General features: G+C 68.4%; 16 protein-coding genes. 8 read left to right on the forward strand and 8 right to left on the reverse strand.

The window, feature by feature from the left end:
* Positions 1-46: 46 nt before the first annotated feature.
* From DS837_RS09625 to DS837_RS09645, 5 genes are all read right to left on the reverse strand, one after another.
* Positions 47-1,282 carry an argininosuccinate synthase gene (locus DS837_RS09625; protein ID WP_035669763.1) on the reverse strand — a complete coding sequence of 412 codons (1,236 nt, stop codon included), beginning with the start codon at positions 1,280-1,282 and terminating at the stop codon, positions 47-49.
* Positions 1,283-1,373: 91 nt separating this feature from the next.
* Positions 1,374-1,685, reverse strand: a complete 312-nt coding sequence (locus DS837_RS09630) for a hypothetical protein (protein ID WP_149164534.1) — start codon at positions 1,683-1,685, stop codon at positions 1,374-1,376.
* A complete protein-coding gene (locus DS837_RS09635) occupies positions 1,685-1,921 on the reverse strand; it encodes a DUF805 domain-containing protein (protein ID WP_035669769.1) in 237 nt (78 codons plus the stop codon). Before DS837_RS09635 ends, DS837_RS09630 begins: the two co-directional genes overlap by 1 nt.
* Positions 1,922-1,948: 27 nt before the next feature.
* Complete coding sequence (rlmN, locus tag DS837_RS09640) at positions 1,949-3,118, reverse strand: dual-specificity RNA methyltransferase RlmN (RefSeq protein ID WP_149164535.1); 1,170 nt, start codon at positions 3,116-3,118, stop codon at positions 1,949-1,951.
* Between the two features lie 78 nt (positions 3,119-3,196).
* A complete protein-coding gene (locus DS837_RS09645) occupies positions 3,197-3,760 on the reverse strand; it encodes an invasion associated locus B family protein (RefSeq protein ID WP_149164536.1) in 564 nt (187 codons plus the stop codon).
* Positions 3,761-4,153: 393 nt separating this feature from the next.
* On the opposite strand from DS837_RS09645, the gene DS837_RS09650 reads away from it, so the two are divergent.
* Both DS837_RS09650 and DS837_RS09655 read left to right on the forward strand, forming a co-directional pair.
* Entirely contained in the window at positions 4,154-4,729 is a 576-nt protein-coding gene (locus tag DS837_RS09650) for a sigma-70 family RNA polymerase sigma factor (protein ID WP_149164537.1), read from the forward strand.
* A complete protein-coding gene (locus DS837_RS09655; protein WP_149164538.1) occupies positions 4,726-5,400 on the forward strand; it encodes a ChrR family anti-sigma-E factor in 675 nt (224 codons plus the stop codon). Before DS837_RS09650 ends, DS837_RS09655 begins: the two co-directional genes overlap by 4 nt.
* Before the next feature lie 12 nt (positions 5,401-5,412).
* Here the strand turns inward: DS837_RS09655 and DS837_RS09660 are convergent, their stop codons facing one another.
* A complete protein-coding gene (locus DS837_RS09660) occupies positions 5,413-5,997 on the reverse strand; it encodes an RNA methyltransferase (RefSeq protein WP_149164539.1) in 585 nt (194 codons plus the stop codon).
* Between the two features lie 117 nt (positions 5,998-6,114).
* Here DS837_RS09660 and DS837_RS09665 point away from each other — a divergent pair, with 117 nt between their 5' ends.
* Positions 6,115-7,224, forward strand: coding sequence for an asparaginase (locus DS837_RS09665; protein WP_149164540.1), 1,110 nt, complete (start codon positions 6,115-6,117; stop codon positions 7,222-7,224).
* Between the two features lie 109 nt (positions 7,225-7,333).
* Positions 7,334-8,572 carry a class I SAM-dependent methyltransferase gene (locus tag DS837_RS09670; protein WP_149164541.1) on the forward strand — a complete coding sequence of 413 codons (1,239 nt, stop codon included), beginning with the start codon at positions 7,334-7,336 and terminating at the stop codon, positions 8,570-8,572.
* A gap of 91 nt (positions 8,573-8,663) precedes the next feature.
* On the opposite strand, the gene DS837_RS09675 is transcribed toward DS837_RS09670, so the two are convergent.
* Positions 8,664-9,980, reverse strand: a complete 1,317-nt coding sequence (locus tag DS837_RS09675; protein ID WP_149164542.1) for an ammonium transporter — start codon at positions 9,978-9,980, stop codon at positions 8,664-8,666.
* Between the two features lie 547 nt (positions 9,981-10,527).
* Between DS837_RS09675 and glgC the strand changes: the two genes are divergently transcribed.
* Both glgC and glgA read left to right on the forward strand, forming a co-directional pair.
* Positions 10,528-11,799, forward strand: coding sequence for a glucose-1-phosphate adenylyltransferase (glgC, locus tag DS837_RS09680; RefSeq protein ID WP_149164543.1), 1,272 nt, complete (start codon positions 10,528-10,530; stop codon positions 11,797-11,799).
* 79 nt (positions 11,800-11,878) lie between these two features.
* Positions 11,879-13,357 carry a glycogen synthase GlgA gene (glgA, locus tag DS837_RS09685; protein ID WP_149164635.1) on the forward strand — a complete coding sequence of 493 codons (1,479 nt, stop codon included), beginning with the start codon at positions 11,879-11,881 and terminating at the stop codon, positions 13,355-13,357.
* Positions 13,358-13,379: 22 nt separating this feature from the next.
* On the opposite strand, the gene DS837_RS09690 is transcribed toward glgA, so the two are convergent.
* On the reverse strand, positions 13,380-14,696 hold the full coding sequence (locus DS837_RS09690) for an FkbM family methyltransferase (protein ID WP_170295794.1): 1,317 nt from the start codon (positions 14,694-14,696) through the stop codon (positions 13,380-13,382).
* 277 nt (positions 14,697-14,973) lie between these two features.
* Here DS837_RS09690 and lepA point away from each other — a divergent pair, with 277 nt between their 5' ends.
* Both lepA and DS837_RS09700 read left to right on the forward strand, forming a co-directional pair.
* The gene (lepA, locus tag DS837_RS09695) at positions 14,974-16,776 is read left to right on the forward strand and encodes a translation elongation factor 4 (protein ID WP_149164545.1); all 1,803 of its coding nucleotides are present in this window, start codon (positions 14,974-14,976) and stop codon (positions 16,774-16,776) included.
* A 149-nt stretch (positions 16,777-16,925) separates the two neighbouring features.
* Positions 16,926-17,672: an outer membrane lipoprotein gene (locus DS837_RS09700; protein ID WP_247889839.1), complete on the forward strand. Its 747-nt coding sequence runs from the start codon at positions 16,926-16,928 to the stop codon at positions 17,670-17,672.

Raw genomic sequence — 17,672 nt, forward strand, 5'->3', positions numbered from 1 at the left:
GGGCTGCGAGAGCCCCCCGTCCTGAAAACATCAAACCTGCGTGCGCTTACTTCACGTTCGCACGGGCCATGGCGCCCAGGCGCAGGCGGAGCGCGTTCAGCTTGATGAAGCCTTCCGCATCCTTCTGGTTGTAGACGCTGTCTTCCTCGAACGTCACATAGTCCATGCGATAGAGGCTGTTCGGCGACTTGCGGCCGACGACCGTGACGTTGCCCTTGAACAGCTTCAGGCGGACGACGCCGTTCACCGGCTCCTGGGTCTGGTCGATCAGTGCCTGGAGCGCCAGACGCTCCGGGCTGAACCAGTAGCCGCAGTAGATCAGCTCGGCGTAGCGCGGCATCAGCTCATCCTTCAGATGGCCGGCGCCGCGGTCGAGCGTGATGCTCTCCATCGCGCGGTGGGCGGCCAGCAGGATGGTGCCGCCCGGCGTCTCGTACACGCCGCGCGACTTCATGCCGACATAGCGGTTCTCGACGAGGTCGAGGCGGCCGATGCCGTTCTCGCCACCCAGGCGGTTCAGCTCGGTCAGCAGGGCCGCCGGGGACAGGGCCTTGCCGTCGATGGCCACGGCGTCGCCGCGCTTGAACTCGACCTCGACGTAGGTCGGGGTGTCCGGGGCCTTTTCCGGGGCGACGGAGCGGGTGTACATGTCCTCGAACGGCTCGACCCACGGGTCCTCCAGCGCCTTCCCCTCGTAGGAGATGTGCAGGAGGTTGGCGTCGGTCGAGTACGGGGCCTCGCCGCGCTTGTCCTTGGCGATCGGGATCTGGTTCTTCTCGGCGTAGTCGATCAGCCGGGTGCGGCTGTTCAGATCCCACTCGCGCCACGGGGCGATGATCTTGATGTCCGGGCGGAGCGCGTAGTAGCCCAGCTCGAAGCGGACCTGGTCGTTGCCCTTGCCGGTGGCGCCGTGGGCCACGGCGTCGGCGCCGACCTGGTTGGCGATCTCGATCTGGCGCTTGGCGATCAGCGGCCGGGCGATCGAGGTGCCGAGCAGGTAGGTGCCCTCATAGAGGGTGTTGGCGCGGAACATCGGGAACACGAAGTCCCGCACGAACTCCTCGCGCAGGTCGTCGATGAAGATGTTTTCCGGCTTGATGCCCAGAAGCTCGGCCTTCTTGCGCGCCGGCTCCAGCTCCTCGCCCTGGCCGAGGTCGGCGGTGAAGGTCACCACCTCGCATTGATAGGTTTCCTGGAGCCACTTCAGGATCACCGAGGTGTCGAGGCCGCCCGAATAGGCGAGCACCACTTTCTTGATCTGTTTGCCGGACGCACCGCTCATGGGACTACTCACGCGGGTGGGAAAGATATCGGTGCCGGACAGTAGCCCTACGACCGATGCGAATCAATCGGTCCCGCTCACTCCGTTCCGCTCAATCCGTCCCGGCGTCGGCCGCAACGGTGCTCTCCGCGGCGGGGCGGGCGGGCGCCCGGTCCACGAAGGGCCAGCGGATGTAGGCGTAGAGCCACATCGCCAGGATGTCCGCACCGTTGATCAGCAGGACCAGCGCCCACAGCGGGCTGCGCCCGCCCTTGGCCAGCACCCAGCCGCCGAAGATCAGCTTCAGCATCAGCAGGATCGCCATGACGAGGTTGGCCGTCCACGGGTCGGTGGACATGATCGCCGCCCAGGGCTGCCAGTAGACGGCGTTGAGCAGGCCGACGACGGCGTCGAGCATTTCCATCAGGCGGCCCTCCGCGCCTTGCGCGTCCGCGCCGGCCCGTCGACCAGGACGCGCGCCGGCCAGCGCCGCACCGTCAGCAGGCCCAGCACGCCGACCAGCCCGATCACCGGCACGAAGATCACCAGCGCCCACCAGGGCGAGAAGCCCGCCCGGCGGAAAATGCGCATCAGCGGCCAGACCGCCGCCGCGTTGAACAGGAACAGGATCAGGCCGGGATCGACGGCGAACTCAGGCACGGAGCACTCCCAGGGGTAATTCCGGCCTCATCCGGCCAGCGCCGCGTCCTTCTCGGCCAGCACCTTCTCGATGGCGGCGCGGTCGGCGGCGGACAGGCGGACGGACGCGCTCTTCAACTGGCCGCAGGCGGCCATGATGTCCTCGCCGCGGGTGGTGCGGACGGGGCTGGCGTAGCCGGCGTTGTTGACGATGTCGCCGAAGACCTGGATCGCCCGGTCGGTCGAACGCTCGTAGGGCGCGCCCGGCCAGGGGTTGAAGGGGATCAGGTTGATCTTCGACGGGATGCCTTCCAGCAACTTCACCAAAGCGCGGGCATCCGCCGGGCTGTCGTTGACGCCCTTCAGCATCACGTACTCGAAGGTGATGCGCCGCGCGTTGTTCAGGCCGGGGTAGGTGCGGCAGGCGTCCATCAGCTCCTTCAGCGGATATTTCCGGTTGATCGGCATGATGATGTCGCGCAGCTCGTCCGTCACGGCGTGCAGGCTGACCGCGAGGTTGACGTTCAGCTCCTCGCCGCAGCGCTTCATGGCCGGGACGACGCCGGAGGTCGAAAGCGTGATGCGGCGCTTCGAGATCGAGATCCCGTCGCCGTCCATGACGATCTTCAGCGCCTTGGCGACGTTCTCGTAGTTAAAGAGCGGCTCCCCCATCCCCATCATGACGATGTTGGAGATCATCCGCCCGTCCGGCGGCGCCGGCCATTCGCCGAGCGCGTCGCGGGCCAGCATCACCTGCGCCACGATCTCCGAGGCGTCGAGGTTGCGCACCAGACGCTGCGTGCCGGTGTGGCAGAAGCGGCAGGTCAGCGTGCAGCCGACCTGCGAGGAGACGCAGAGCGTGCCGCGGTCCTCCTCGGGGATGTGGACGCTCTCCACCTCCTGCCCGTCGGGCATCCGCAGCAGCCACTTGCGCGTGCCGTCCACCGACTTCAGGTCGCGCACGACCGTCGGGCGGGCCACGGCGTAGCTCTCCGCCAGCTTTTCGCGCACCGGCTTGGCGAGCGTGGTCATCACCGCGAAGTCGGTCGCTCCGCGGTGGTAGATCCAGTGCCAGAGCTGGCGGGCCCGGAATTTCTCCAGGCCGACGGACAGCATTTCGGCTTCCAGCTCGTCGCGGGACAGACCGACAAGGTTCTTGCGCCCGTCGGCGTCAACAGCCGGCAGGGCAAAGGCAGCAGCATGGTTGGAGGCGCTCATGGCCCCCTAAATAGGGCCACGAGCGTCCGGAGTCAAAAGACGAAACGAGGAGCGACCAAGTGAAAAGAGCAGCGCTGCTCAGCGCTTCACGCCGCAGGCCTGGTTGATCGCCTCGTAAGCCTGGGCGAAGCCGTCGGTGCCGTAGGTGTCGGTGGTCTTCGTGCCGCGGGCCGAAACACCCTTCACCACCATGGACTTGCCCTTGGCGTCGCGCATCGCGGCGGTGACGGCCTTGTCGGTGTCGGCGTCGCGCGCCCAGGCGGTTTCGCCGTCGGTGAACAGCTTGAACGACTTGCCGGCCACGTCCAGCGTGGACTCGCTGTCCTTCTTCAGGGGATAGCCGACGACGACGCTGACGACGTCCAGCGCCTTTTCCGCCGGGCGATGGGTCACCAGCACATAGATGTCCCCGCGCTTGGCCGCGGCGGGTTCCTTCTTCTTGGGCTGGCTGGACAGATAGCAGACCTTGTGCCCGCCCTCGTCGAAGGCGAAGGCGTTCCAGTCCTTGAAGGTCCCCAGCAGGCGCGGGTCGGCGGCGGCGGCCGTGTTGACCGTGGCGACGGCGAGCGTGGCGGCGAGGATCGGACCGGCCAGAAGCAGAGCGGCGCCGGCGGTGCGACGGATGGTGCGAATGGGCAACATCGGTTGGCGAAGGCTCGAATGGTTTCGCGGACGGGTTCGGGAGTGGGCCGGACCCTACCCCAATTCGGTGAGGCTTTCCAGAGCCGCCGCCCTTTTCCGGGGGCGAAGTCACGGGTTGTTCCAAAGACCGGTCCTGCAATCGATCGCTCGATTTCGCATCGAAAGCCGGTGATCCGATGGGGGGCGGGGCGCGTAGAAGGCCCATCGAACGCCGGACCGAACCCCATGCCCCCCTTGGCCGCCCGACCGCATGACATTGCACACGACACGGAGAAGCGCCAAACACGCTTTGCAGCGGGGCGCTCCGCGCACCATGTGTTGCGGGGCTTGCCATCTTGCGCAAAGCCCATGCGCGCAGAGACGGTGCCCCCGGAGACGTGCCCGAAGACGTGGATGCAGGATCTTGGTTCCCCAGCCGCCGGCACCGACCGGACGTTCGAAGAACTGCTGACCGCGGTCGGGCGGGACCGCGACCGCACGGCCTTCGCGGCCCTGTTCGGCCATTTCGCCCCGCGGCTGAAGGCGTATCTGCGCCGCCAGGGCTGCGACGCGGGCGGTGCGGAGGAGTTGGTGCAGGACGTGATGCTGTTGGTGTGGCGCCGCGCGGAAACCTATGACCCGACCCAGGCCTCCGCCGGCACCTGGGTGTTCACCATCGCCCGCAACAAGCGGATCGACGCGCTGCGGCGCGAACAACGGCCCGAGATCGACCCCGCCGACCCCACGCTGGTGCCCGCCCCGGTGGAGAGCGCGGACGACGGGGTGGCGGCGCGGGAGACCGCTGGGCGCCTGAAAGCCGCGCTGAAGACCTTGCCGCCGGAGCAGGCCGACCTGCTGCGGCAGGCCTATTTCGAGGACAAGCCGCACAGCCTGATCTCCGCCGAACAGGGCATTCCACTGGGCACCGTCAAGTCGCGCCTGCGGCTGGCCATGGAACGGCTGCGCAAGGCCATGAGGGATTCCCGATGACCGTGCCCACCCACCATCCCGGCGACACCCTGCTGATCGACTATGCCGGCGGCGCTCTGGGCGAGGCGGCGTCGCTGATCGTGGCGACCCATCTGGCGCTGTGCCCCTGCTGCCGCCTGAACGTCGCCGAGATGGAGGCGGTCGGCGGCGCCCTGCTGGAGAGCATCGAGCCGGAGGAGGTCGACCCCGCCTGCCTGGAAACGGTTCTCGCCCGGTTGGACGACCTGCCGCCCCTGCCCCGCGCTCCCCGGCCGAAACTGGTCTGCCAGCCGGTCGAGGTGCCGCTGCTGCCCGAGCCGCTGCGCCGCTACGTCGGCAGCGACCTGTCGCGCCTGCCCTGGAAGCGGCTGATGCGCGGCATGGATTGCTACGACATCCCGCTGGGCTCCGGGTCTGAAAGCCGCGGCAAGGCCCGGCTGATGCGGCTGGCGAGCGGCGTCGGGCCGCCCTACCACACCCACCGGGGGATCGAGCTGACCCTGGTGCTGGACGGCGGCTTCACCGACGATCCGGGCCAGTTCGCCCGCGGCGACCTGTCGGTCGCCGACGACTCCGTGCGCCACCGCCCGGTGGCCGACGAGGAGGGTTGCCTGTGCCTGGCGGTGACCGACGCGCCGTTGCGCTTCACCGGTCCGCTGGGGCTGATCCTCAACCCCTTCGTGAAGTTTTGAGTCTGAACCGGGTTACTCGTCGTCGCGGACGATCACCGGCTTCTGGATGCCCCGCATGCGGCGGCGGCGTTCCGGGTTGCGCATGATCTGGCGGCCGTGCTGATGATCGCGCAGCGGCTCGGTCGGGCCGCCGACGCGCACCGGGCGTTCGGCGAAGCGGCCCAGGCTGATCATCCGGTCGTACATCACCAGGGCGCCGGCCACCCCGACGTTGATGCAGAACTTCATCGGGATCTTCACCGTGAAGTCGCAGCGCTCCAGCAGCGGTTCGGACAGGCTGCCGCGCTCCGGCCCCAGCACATAGGCGGCGCGGGTCGGGTGGCGGAAGCTGGGCAGTTCCACCGCGTCCTCGGTCAGTTCCACCCCGACGAGCTGGCAGTCCTTGGGAAGGGCCAGATCAGCCACCCGGTCGTAGACGTAGAGCGGCAGATGCTCCGCGGCACCCGAGGTGTCCACGATGTGCGCCTCGTGCAGGTCGGGCTCCGGGTCGATGGCGAAGAAGAAGGAGGCGCCGAAGGCGTGGGCGGAGCGCATCAGGTTGCCGACGTTGCCCGGCTTGCTGATCCGCTCCACCCCGATGGCGAAATATCCACGCATGGCTTGCACAATCACTCGTAGTTTCGGCCCGCGCACAGCGCGAATCGGCCGTGATCCGGCGGGTCCGACGGTGCGACACCTTGCCTCGCGACCCGGAGAGAGGCAAGCTCTCCACCCATGAGCCACGACCATTCCTCCTGCTGCGGCGGCCACGGTGACCACCACGGCCACGCCGATCATCACACCCCCGCCGAGGGGCATGCCGACCTGTCCGGACCGCCGGAGGCGCCGATCCTCGTCGAGGTGACGCGCGGCGGCATGGTGGAATCCGTCCATCGCGGGCGCGCCTGCATCGTCGATTCCGACGGTCGTGTGCTGGCCCAGTGGGGCGACATCCAGGCGCCGGTCTACCCGCGCTCCGCCATCAAGGCCATCCAGGCGATCCCGCTGGTCGAGACGGGCGCGCTGGACGCCTACGAGCTGGGCGACCAGGAGCTGGCGCTGGCCTGCTCCTCCCACCATGGGGAGATCCGCCACACCCGCATCGCGGAGGCCTGGATCAAGCGCATCGGCCTGACCGTGGGCGATTACGAGTGCGGGGCGCATCTGCCGACCGACACCGAGACCGCCCACGAGATGATCCGCCACGGCGAGACGCCGAGCGCCTTCCACAACAACTGCTCCGGCAAGCACGCCGGGTTCCTGACCACCGCCCTGCACAAGGGCGAGCCGACCAAGGGCTACGTCCGCTTCGACCACCCGGTGCAGCAGCGCATCCTCGGCGTGATGGAGCAGATGACCGGCCAGGACCTGTCGCAGGCCCCCTGGGGCGTCGACGGCTGCGCCATCCCGACCATCGGCATCCCGCTGGGCGCCATCGCCTACGCCATGGCCCGCATCGGCGACCCCAAGGACCTGCCCGATTCCCGCGCTGAGGCGGTGGCCCGCATCCGCCGCGCCTGGCGGTCGCACCCACACCTGATCGCCGGCAAGGACAGCTTCGACACCGGGATGATGCAGGCGGCGGGCGGTCTGGTGCTGGTCAAGGGCGGGGCCGAGGGCGTGGGCTGCGCCGTCCTGCCCAAGCAGGGCCTGGGCATCGCCCTGAAGATCGACGACGGCACCCCGCGCGCCCGCGAGGTCGCCCTGGCCGCCCTGATCCGCGCCACCAAGGTCCTGTCGGACGAGCAATGGAGGCGGGCCGGCCAGCTCATCAACCAGCCGGTGACCAACCGCAACGGCCTTGAGGTCGGCGTGGTCCGCCCGGCGGAGGGTGTCGCGGGGTAAGGCCGGAAGTGTTGGGTGGGGGCCGGCGCAACCGCTCCCCAACTCCCCCACCCTCCCCCGCGATGATGCTATGGTCCGGCACCCGTCCACCTGACCGGTTGCCCGATCCATGAGCATCGACACCCTGCGCGCCCAGTACGAAGCCTTCCCCTATCCCGCGCGCAACCCCGCCGACGAGAAAAAGCGCCTGATCACCGGATCGCCCAGCCATCTGGACGAGGTGAACCACAACGTCTTCGGCGGGCGCATCGACCACGCCAAGCCCCTCAGGGTGCTGGTGGCCGGCGGCGGGACCGGCGACGGGACGATCATGATCGCCCAGCAGATGGCCGACGCCGGCAATCCGGGGCGCGTCACCTACCTGGACCTGTCCGACGCCGCGCGGGCGGTCGCCGAAGCGCGGGCCACGGCGCGCGGGCTGACCAACATCGACTTCCGCCGCGGCTCGCTGCTCGACCTCGGCGGGCTGTTGGAGGAGGGAGGGCCGTTCGACTACATCGACTGCTGCGGCGTGCTGCACCATCTGGACGAGCCGGCGGCGGGCGTCCGCTCGCTGGCCGGGGCGCTGAAGCCGGGCGGCGGGATCGGGCTGATGGTCTACGCGCCGTACGGGCGCACCGGCGTCTATCCCATGCAGGCGGCGCTGCGCACCGTCGCGGCGGACCTGCCGCCGAAGGAGCGGGTGGCGCTGGCCCGCCGGCTGATCGAGCGCCTGCCGACGTCCAACTGGCTGCTGCGCAACCCCTTCATCAACGACCACAAACAGGCCGACGCCGACCTCTACGACCTGCTGCTGCACTCCTGCGACCGGCCCTTCACCGTGCCGGAGCTGGCGGAGCTGGCCGCGGCGGGCGGTCTGTCCATCGCCGCGCTGGTCGACCCCCACCGCTACGACCCCGCCGTCTGGGTGAAGGACCCCCGCCTGCTGAAGCGGCTGGACGGGCTGTCCCGGCTGGAGCGCGCCGCCTGGGCCGAGCAGGTCACCGGCAGCATGACCAAGCACATCGCCTATCTCGTCCGTCCCGAGGACGCGGAGGGCGCCATCGCCCGCCCGGACGGGCCGGAGGTGGTGCCGGTGCTGCGCGACCTCGACGGTGCCGCGATGGCCAGGGGCCTGCCCCCCGGCGGCGTGCTGGAGGCCGAGCTGATGGGCGCGGTCGTCCCCCTGCCCCTGCCGCGTCTGGCCGGGCCGATCCTGGCGCGAGTGGACGGGCGGACCAGCCTGGGGGCCATCCACCAAGCGGTGGCGGAGAAGGCCGGGCCGCTGGCCTGGGACGCCTTCCTGGCGCAGTTCGCGCAGCTTTTCACGGCGCTGAACGGCGTCGGCAAGATGTATCTGCGCCGCTGAGCGCGTCACCGCTTCCAAAATGAAAAATCCGCCGCCGGGAGGCCCCGGCGGCGGAAGTTCATGGAGGAAACAACCAGGCTGCAAAAGGTGCTTAGTGGATGGTCTCGCCATGCAGGGCGAGGTCCAGGCCGTCGCGCTCGACGTCCTCGTCGACGCGCAGGCCCATCACCACGTCGATGACCTTCAGGATGATGAAGGAACCCACCGCCGAGTAGATGATGGTGGCGAGGATGCCGTAGACCTGCGTCCAGATCTGGCCGACGTTGCCTTCCAGGGCGCCGGCGGTGCCGCCGATGGCTTCCTGGGCGAAGACGCCGGTCAGGATGGCGCCGACGATGCCGCCCACGCCGTGCACGCCGAAGGCGTCCAGCGAGTCGTCATAGCCGAGGGCGCGCTTCAGGCCGGTGGCGCCCCAGTAGCAGATCACGCCGGCGGCCAGACCGATGACCAGGGCGCCGGTCGGACCGACGAAGCCCGAGGCCGGGGTGATGGCGACCAGGCCGGCGATGGCGCCGGAGATGATGCCGAGGACCGAGGGCTTGCCCTTGGTGGCCCACTCGACCAGCAGCCAGGACATGGCGGCGGTGGCGGCGGCGATCTGCGTGACCAGCATGGCCATGCCCGCACGGCCGTCGGCGGCCACGGCGGAACCCGCGTTGAAGCCGAACCAGCCGACCCACAGCATCGAGGCGCCGATCAGGCTGAGCACCAGGTTGTGCGGAGCGAAGTTCTCGTTCGGGTAGCCCTTGCGCTTGCCCAGCACGATGGCGGCGACCAGACCGGCCACGCCCGCGTTGATGTGCACCACGGTGCCGCCGGCGTAGTCGAGCACGCCGTCACCCATCAGATAACCGCCCGGCCCCCAGACCCAGTGGGTGATCGGCGCGTAGACGATCAGCGACCACAGGCCCGTGAAGACCAGCATCGAGGAGAACTTCATGCGGTCGGCGAAGGCGCCGGTGATCAGGGCCGGCGTGATGATGGCGAAGGTCATCTGGAAGACGACGAAGATCGTCTCGGGAATGACGCCCGACAGGCTGTCCTTGGTGATGCCCGACAGCATGAACTTGGACAGGCTGCCGAAATACGGGGTGCCTTCGGTGAAGGCGATGCTGTAACCGGCGAAGAACCACAGGATGCTGACCAGGCAGCAGATCGCGAAGCTCTGCATCACGACCGACAGCACGTTCATCTTGCGGACCATGCCGCCGTAGAACAGGGCCAGACCCGGGATGGTCATGAACAGAACCAGCGCCGTGGCGACCAGCATCCAAGCCGTGTCACCGCTGCTCAGGGTGGGCTCGGCCGCGGCGGCGGCCGCTTCCTGGGCGAAGGCGGCGGCAGGCAGACCGGCCAAGCCCAGAATCGCCGCCATCATCGGCGCGGCGGAATGGAAGAGACGGCTCATCGAGGCTCCTCTTTATCGAATGCTACTGGCCCGTTTCGCCCCGTCCCCGGTACAGACGGGGCGGCGGGAGGGGGCCGTGTGACACCGATTTGTCTTCAAGAAGCGTGCCAACCCAAAAGGGCTAGGAATCGCGGTGGTTGCGGCCTTTCGGATGACCGCAAAGCAGCATAGGCCCCGAGTCGCGGGCCTGTACTGCCCAGAAAATGAGCAGAACATCGACCCATCCAAAGCCCTTTGCCCTGGCGTGATTCGCCCATGGATTGCAGGGTGATTGCCCCCCGTTGAGGCTCCATGCGCTCGTTTCCCGCGCGCTTGCCTGCTTTTTGTGCACAACGATGCGCCTGTTTTCCGCACAGCCGTTGGGCAGCCCTCCTATTTCCGGCATGTTCCCCTCGGCCTATTGGCCCGTCCCCGTGAAATGTGGCACGGTCACCCTCTCTACCGGCGGAGCCGGACGGGGCCGGGGACAAGCGGCCCCCGCCCGGACGCCTCTGCCGGACGCTTCCGGATGGCCGACAGCAAAAAAGAGAACCGAAAGGGGAGACACATGCTCGACAAACGGGATCTGCGGCTGGCGCCGCGCCGCGCCGTGGCCCTCGTCCTGGCCGGTGGCCGGGGCAGCCGGCTGAAGCAGCTGACCGACCGTCGCGCCAAGCCCGCCACCTATTTCGGCGGCAAGTTCCGGATCATCGACTTCGCGCTGTCGAACTGCATCAATTCGGGCTTCCGCCGCATCGGCGTGCTGACCCAGTACAAGTCGCACAGCCTGCTGCGCCACCTGCAGCGCGGCTGGAATTTCTTCCGCGGCGAGATGAACGAGTTCTGCGACCTGCTGCCGGCGCAGCAGCGGATCAGCGAGACCGCCTGGTACCAGGGCACCGCCGACGCGGTGTACCAGAACCTGGACATCCTGCGCGACCACGAGCCGGAATACATCCTGATCCTGGCCGGCGACCACATCTACAAGATGGATTACGGCGCGCTTCTGCTCGACCACATCGCCAAGAAGGCCGATGTGACGATCCCCTGCATCCAGGTGCCGCGCGCCCAGGCGACCGGCTTCGGCGTCATGCATGTGGACGAGACGCAGCGCGTCATCGACTTCGTCGAGAAGCCCGCCGACCCGCCGCCGATGCCGGGCAACCCGGACAAATCGCTGGCCAGCATGGGCATCTACGTCTTCAACGCGCAGTTCCTCTACGACCAGCTGGAGCGCGACTTCCACGAGCCCGGCTCGTCGCGCGACTTCGGCAAGGACATCATCCCGTATCTGGTGACGAGCGGGGCGCGGGTGATGGCCCACGACTTCGCCGAATCGGCCATCCTGAACGGCCATGAGTCGGAGCCCTACTGGCGCGACGTCGGCACCATCGACGCCTATTGGGAGGCCAACCTCGACCTCTGCCACGTCACGCCGCAGCTCAACATGTACGACCGCGAGTGGCCGATCTTCACCTACCAGGAGCAGCTGCCCCCGGCGAAGTTCGTCTTCGACGACGAGAACCGGCGCGGCATGGCCGTGGACAGCCTGGTGTCGGGCGGCTGCATCGTTTCCGGCTCGCTGGTGAAGAACTCGCTGCTGTTCAGCGAGGTGCGCGTCAACTCCTTCAGCGAGCTGCATCAGGCGGTGGTCCTGCCGGACGTCGACATCGGCCGCCATTGCCGCTTGACCAAGGTGGTGATCGACCGCGGCGTGGTGATCCCCGAGGGGCTGGTCGTCGGCGAGGACCCGGAACTGGACGCCAAGCGCTTCCACCGCAGCGAGGGCGGCGTCTGCCTGATCACCCAGGACATGATCGACCGCCTGCCCAAGGACTGACCCTTCCCATCCCCCTTCGCCCCCCTGGGGCGAGGGGGCGGTGAGCAAGACCAAGAAGAAACCGAAAGACCCCGCCTCCATGCGCGTCCTGTTCGTCACGCCGGAATGCTACCCCCTGGTGAAGACCGGCGGGCTGGCCGACGTTTCCGCCGCCCTGCCCCCCGCCCTGAACCGCGCCGGAGCCGAGGTCCGCCTGCTGCTGCCCGGCTATCCGGCGGTGCTGAACGGGCTGACCGACCTGCAGCCGGTCGGCAATCCGCTCACCGACCTCCCCGGCGGCGCCCCGGCGACGCTGCGGATCGGACGGATGCCGGACGGGGTGCTGGCCTACGTCCTGGACGCGCCGGCGCTCTACGACCGGCCCGGCAACCCCTATCTGGGGCCCGACGGCAAGGACTGGCCGGACAACGCGGAACGCTTCGCCGCCCTGTCCTGGTGCGCGGCGGGCTTCGCGGCGGAGGACGGCCTCGACCCCTGGTGGCGTCCCGAGGTGCTGCACGGGCACGACTGGCAGACCGGCCTGATCCCGGCCTATCTGGAACTGCGCCCCGACCGCTTCGCCGGGCCGTTCCGGCCGGGCACGGTGACGACGATCCACAACATCGCCTACCAGGGCCTGTTCGGCGCCTGGATGATGAGCGACCTCGGCCTGCCCTCCGCCGCCTTCCGGATCGACGGGGTGGAGTATTACGGCGGGGTCGGCTTCCTCAAGGCCGGCTGCTTCTACTCCGACCGCCTGACCACGGTCAGCCCGACCTACGCCCACGAGATCCAGACGGCGGAGCACGGTTCGGGCCTGGAAGGGCTGCTCGCCACGCGGGCCGAGGCGCTGACCGGCATCCTCAACGGCGTGGACTATGACATCTGGGACCCCGCCATCGACCCGCACATCGCCGCCCGCTACGGCGCCGCCGACCTCGGCGGCAAGGATCTGTGCAAGGCCGACCTCCAGGCGACCTTCGGCCTGGACCGCCGGGCGGACGCCCCGCTGGCCGCGGTGGTCAGCCGCCTGACCGGCCACAAGGGGCTGGACCTGGTGCTGGAGGCGGCGTCGCAATGGATCGCTTGGGGCGGCCAGCTCGCCGTTCTCGGCAGCGGCGAACCGGCGCTGGAGGCCGGCTTCCGCCACCTCGCCACCTGGTTCCCGAAGTCGGTCGGCGTGCGCATCGGCTATGACGAGGCGCTGTCCCACCGCATCCAGGCCGGCGCCGACCTGTTCCTGGTGCCCTCGCGGTCGGAGCCCTGCGGCCTGACGCAGATGTACGCGCTGAAGTACGGCACCCTGCCGCTGGTCCGCCGCACCGGGGGCCTCGCCGACACCATCGTGGACGCCAACCCGGCGGCGGTGAACGACGGCAGCGCCACCGGCTTCCAGTTCGTCAACGCCAACGTCCAGGAGTTGACCTGGGCGCTGCGCCGCGCCGCCGCCCTCTACCGCAAGCCCGAGCGCTGGCACGTCCTGCAGCAGCACGCGATGACCCGCGACTTCGGCTGGCACGGACCGGCGGAGGAGTACATGGAGCTGTATCGCGCGGTGGCGCCGGTCCTGGTGGGGTGATGCCTCTCCTTTCTCATCGACATCACGCCGGTACGGCCACGTAGTTCGAGGCGTTGACGTACCGGAACTCCTCGGCAATGCGGTAACCGTTCTGTCCGGCCCAGTCGAGAAAGGCGTCCTTGTTGGCGTTCATGACCTCGATGAACAGGATGGGCCGGTGAAGCGCGATGGTCGTCCGCGCCCCCAGCAGCGTTTCCATCTCCATGCCCTCGACGTTGATCTTGATGAAGTCGACGCGCTCCTGGACGAGATCGTCGATGGGGTGGACGGCGACGCGCCCGCTCTCAGCCGGGACCAGCCGCGCCGCCCCCAAATTGGCCTCGTCGGCGACGCTCAGCTCGAAGGAGCCGGCACGGTCCCCGACGCCACACTCCAGAAAGGTGATCGTCGCCGGGTCGAGCCGGTTGATCTCCGCGTTCTTCTTCAGAAAATGCATGGCCACCGGGTTGGGCTCGACCGCGATGATGCGGCGCGGCGCCATGAACAGGCCGTAATAGACGACGTGGTTCCCGACGTTGGCGCCGATCTCCAGGATCGACGAACCGGGGGGAACGAGACCCCGCAGATAGTCCAGCTCCTCCTGTTCGAAGAACACGCGCCGCAGATAGTGGCGGTGGATCATGTCGAACGGGTTGGCGATGGCGAAGCCGACCTTCACGCCGGACACCACGAAGTTGATCACGATGGGGTGATTGCGGAAGAAGTCGCCGAACACCCGCGTCACGGCCCGGCGCCACCCGCCGCCGTCGGCCGAGCGCGGGCCGGTGGAGTGGGCGCCCCGCCGGTTGATGAAGAGCGGTTGCCCGATCTTGCAGCATTTATGCGTCCGCCACAGCTCCAGGTAATATTTGAAGTCCTCGCCGGTATCCATCGCCTCGTCGAACGGGATGGATCGCGCGACGCGCGCGCGGACGAAATGCCCCATCTGCAGCGTCAGATAGGGATCGTTCAGGAGGATGTCGGACAAAAGGGTGGTCGCCCCCACCTGCTTTTCCCGCAACGCCACCGCGTCCGACCCGTACCACTGCTCGGCGATCATCCCGAACACGGCGTCGAAGTCCGCCACATGGCTGCGGACCGCCGCGAAGCCGTTGCGATCCATCAGGTCGTCGGCGTCCAGGAAGAAGACCCACTCCGCGCCGTGCTGGATGGCGTGTTCGACGCCGAAGTTCCGGCACCGCGAGCGGCCGATCGCGCCGTCCGGGTCGGGGATGCGCAGAATCATCACGTCGGAAAAGGGACCCTGATCGGCTCGGAACGCCGCCTCGACGGAGGCCGCCGCCTCATCGGACAACCCCTCGTGTCCCGGCCCCACCGGGATGATCACCGCGCATTTCATGAATGATCCCCTAAGGCCGCGCTTCGCGCCGCCATAGTCCATGGCCGATGTAGGACGGTAAAGGGAAAAGGCTGGGGGCCGCACCGTTCCGCGGGCGGCACCGCCCATGGCCGCCGCGCGGCATGGTTGCCGCACGGCGGACCACGGGAAGGGACGCGAGAGGAGCCGCGCCGCAAGCCGCGACCAACGTTGGCCGAAGCCGGGCCGTCACCCTTCTCCATTGCGCGCATCGTCCGTCCGCCCTATGTTCCGGCCCAAACCAGGGCTCCGGGCACCGATGACTGACCTTTCGCACATCCGCAATTTCTCGATCATCGCGCACATCGACCACGGCAAGTCGACCCTTGCCGACCGGCTGATCCAGCAGTGCGGCGGCCTCGATTCGCGCGAGATGCGCGAACAGGTGCTCGACAGCATGGACATCGAGCGCGAGCGCGGCATCACCATCAAGGCGCAGACCGTCCGCCTGCTCTACAAGGCCAAGGACGGGCAGCAGTACACGCTGAACCTGATGGACACGCCGGGCCACGTCGACTTCGCCTACGAGGTCAGCCGCAGCTTGGCCGCCTGCGAGGGCTCGATCCTGGTGGTGGACGCGAGCCAAGGCGTCGAGGCGCAGACGCTCGCCAACGTCTATCAGGCGATCGACAACAACCACGAGATCATCCCGGTCCTCAACAAGATCGACCTGCCGGCGGCGGAGCCCGACCGCGTCAAGCAGCAGATCGAGGACGTGATCGGCCTGGACGCCACCGACGCCGTGGAGATCTCGGCCAAGACCGGCCTGAACATCGACGCCGTGCTGGAAGCCGTGGTGCAGCGCCTGCCCGCGCCCAAGGGCAACGCCGACGCCGAGTTGAAGGCCCTGCTGGTCGATTCCTGGTACGACCCGTATCTCGGCGTGGTCATCCTGGTGCGCGTGGTCGACGGGCGGCTGAAGGTGAACCAGAAGGTCCGCTTCATGGCCGCCGGCAGCGCGCACGAGGTCGACCGCGTCGGCGTCTTCACCCCGAAGGCGCTGCTGACCGGCGAGCTGGGGCCGGGCGAGATGGGCTTCATCACCGCCGCCATCAAGGACATCACGCTGACCAAGGTCGGCGACACCATCACCGAGGACCGCCGCCCGGCGGCCGAGCCGCTGGCCGGCTTCAAGCCCTCCATCCCCGTGGTGTGGTGCGGCCTGTTCCCGGTTGACGCCGCCGACTTCGAGCGGCTGCGCGACAGCCTGGGCAAGCTGAAGCTGAACGACTCCAGTTTCCATTACGAGGCCGAAACGTCGGCGGCGCTGGGCTTCGGCTTCCGCTGCGGCTTCCTCGGCCTGCTCCATCTGGAGATCATCCAGGAGCGGCTGGAGCGCGAGTTCAACCTGGATCTGATCACCACCGCCCCGTCGGTGGTCTACAAGCTGCACATGACCGACGGCACGGTGATGGATCTGCACAACCCGGCGGACATGCCGGACGTGATGAAGATCGACCGCATCGACGAGCCGTGGATCAAGGCCACCATCATGCTGCCCGACGAGTATCTGGGCGGCATCCTCCAGCTCTGCACCGAGCGGCGCGGCCAGCAGATCGAGCTGACCTACGCCGGCGCCCGCGCCATGCTGGTCTACCGCCTGCCGTTGAACGAGGTGGTCTTCGACTTCTACGACCGGCTGAAGTCGATCAGCCGCGGCTACGCCAGCTTCGACTACCAGATGGACAGCTACGAGGAAGGCGACCTCGTGAAGATGTCGATCCTGGTGAACGCCGAGCCGGTGGACGCCCTGTCGATGATCGTCCACCGCTCCCAGTCGGAGCGGCGCGGCCGCCAGCTCTGCGAGCGGCTGAAGGAGCTGATCCCGCGCCAGCTCTTCAAGATCGCCGTGCAGGCCGCCATCGGCGGCAAGATCATCGCCCGCGAGAGCATCGGCGCGCTGCGCAAGGACGTGACGGCCAAGTGCTACGGCGGCGACATCAGCCGCAAGCGCAAGCTGCTGGACAAGCAGAAGGAAGGCAAGAAGCGCATGCGCCAGTTCGGCCAGGTCGAAATCCCGCAGAGCGCCTTCATCGCCGCCCTCAAGATGGGCGACGAATAAGCGCCGGCTTCGCGGCGGCGTGACGGAAAGCGGGCCCGGCAAGGCCCGCTTTCTTTTTGTCCCCGCATCCCGGAGCCCACAAAAAGTCGAATGACTCCCCGCATGGAATCGCCTATCACCCGGTCAGGCTTCCAAACGGATGATGTCCCGTGACGCGCACTGTCATGTTCGGCCTGCCCGCCGCCGCCTTGGTCGTCGGCATCCTCGCAGGCTGCACCCCGAACTACTCGCCCAACACCTACGCCGCCACCGCAACCCAGCAGGCGAACAAGGTGGAGCGGGCGGTCGTCATCGGGTTCCGTCAGGTCAAGATCAGCACCAGCGGCACGGTCGGCGCGGTCACCGGCGGAGCCGCGGGCGGCGTGCTGGGCTCGCAGTCCGGCACCTTCGGCATCAATTCGGCGCTGGGCGCGGTCGGCGGAACGGCCATCGGCGGGCTGATCGGCACCTCGATTGAGCATGTGACCGGCGACACCACGGGCTGGGAATACATCGTCCGCAAGCCGGACGGCGAGCTTCTGTCGGTCACCCAGCGGGAAGAGAAGCCCATCGAGATCGGGCAGAAGGTTCTGGTCATCGCCGGCAGCCAAGCCCGCATCGTCGCCGACTACTCCACGGACCCGGAGCCCACTCCCGCCCCCAAGGACGCGGTGAAGGAAGCGGCCAAGGACGACGTCCAAAAGGACGTCAAGCCCGCCGAGGCGATCGAGGCGAAGGAGCTTCCCGCCCCGCCCCCCGCGGAGGCACCTGCCGAGGCTCCGACGGCCTCAACTCCCGACAGCGGCGGGCCGGCGCCCATCCGCCTCACCCCACCTCCTGTGACGCCGACTCCTGAGCCGGCGCCGGCCGCCGAGGCCCCGGCGGACAAGCCCGCCGACGGCACGCCCGCCACCTGA

The sequence above is a fragment of the Azospirillum brasilense genome (assembly GCF_008365405.1).
GTDB lineage: Bacteria > Pseudomonadota > Alphaproteobacteria > Azospirillales > Azospirillaceae > Azospirillum > Azospirillum brasilense_D.

What these genes read in the sequence shown, in the direction of transcription:
- glgC (WP_149164543.1), top strand. Translation starts at nt 10,528, where the DNA reads ATGCTCGACAAACGGGATCTGCGGCTGGCGCCGCGCCGCGCCGTGGCC.
- DS837_RS09630 (WP_149164534.1), bottom strand. Translation starts at nt 1,685, where the DNA reads ATGGAAATGCTCGACGCCGTCGTCGGCCTGCTCAACGCCGTCTACTGG.
- DS837_RS09690 (WP_170295794.1), bottom strand. Translation starts at nt 14,696, where the DNA reads ATGAAATGCGCGGTGATCATCCCGGTGGGGCCGGGACACGAGGGGTTG.
- lepA (WP_149164545.1), top strand. Translation starts at nt 14,974, where the DNA reads ATGACTGACCTTTCGCACATCCGCAATTTCTCGATCATCGCGCACATC.
- DS837_RS09675 (WP_149164542.1), bottom strand. Translation starts at nt 9,980, where the DNA reads ATGAGCCGTCTCTTCCATTCCGCCGCGCCGATGATGGCGGCGATTCTG.
- DS837_RS09660 (WP_149164539.1), bottom strand. Translation starts at nt 5,997, where the DNA reads ATGCGTGGATATTTCGCCATCGGGGTGGAGCGGATCAGCAAGCCGGGC.
- DS837_RS09655 (WP_149164538.1), top strand. Translation starts at nt 4,726, where the DNA reads ATGACCGTGCCCACCCACCATCCCGGCGACACCCTGCTGATCGACTAT.
- DS837_RS09665 (WP_149164540.1), top strand. Translation starts at nt 6,115, where the DNA reads ATGAGCCACGACCATTCCTCCTGCTGCGGCGGCCACGGTGACCACCAC.
- DS837_RS09650 (WP_149164537.1), top strand. Translation starts at nt 4,154, where the DNA reads ATGCAGGATCTTGGTTCCCCAGCCGCCGGCACCGACCGGACGTTCGAA.
- DS837_RS09670 (WP_149164541.1), top strand. Translation starts at nt 7,334, where the DNA reads ATGAGCATCGACACCCTGCGCGCCCAGTACGAAGCCTTCCCCTATCCC.
- DS837_RS09625 (WP_035669763.1), bottom strand. Translation starts at nt 1,282, where the DNA reads ATGAGCGGTGCGTCCGGCAAACAGATCAAGAAAGTGGTGCTCGCCTAT.
- glgA (WP_149164635.1), top strand. Translation starts at nt 11,879, where the DNA reads ATGCGCGTCCTGTTCGTCACGCCGGAATGCTACCCCCTGGTGAAGACC.
- rlmN (WP_149164535.1), bottom strand. Translation starts at nt 3,118, where the DNA reads ATGAGCGCCTCCAACCATGCTGCTGCCTTTGCCCTGCCGGCTGTTGAC.
- DS837_RS09645 (WP_149164536.1), bottom strand. Translation starts at nt 3,760, where the DNA reads ATGTTGCCCATTCGCACCATCCGTCGCACCGCCGGCGCCGCTCTGCTT.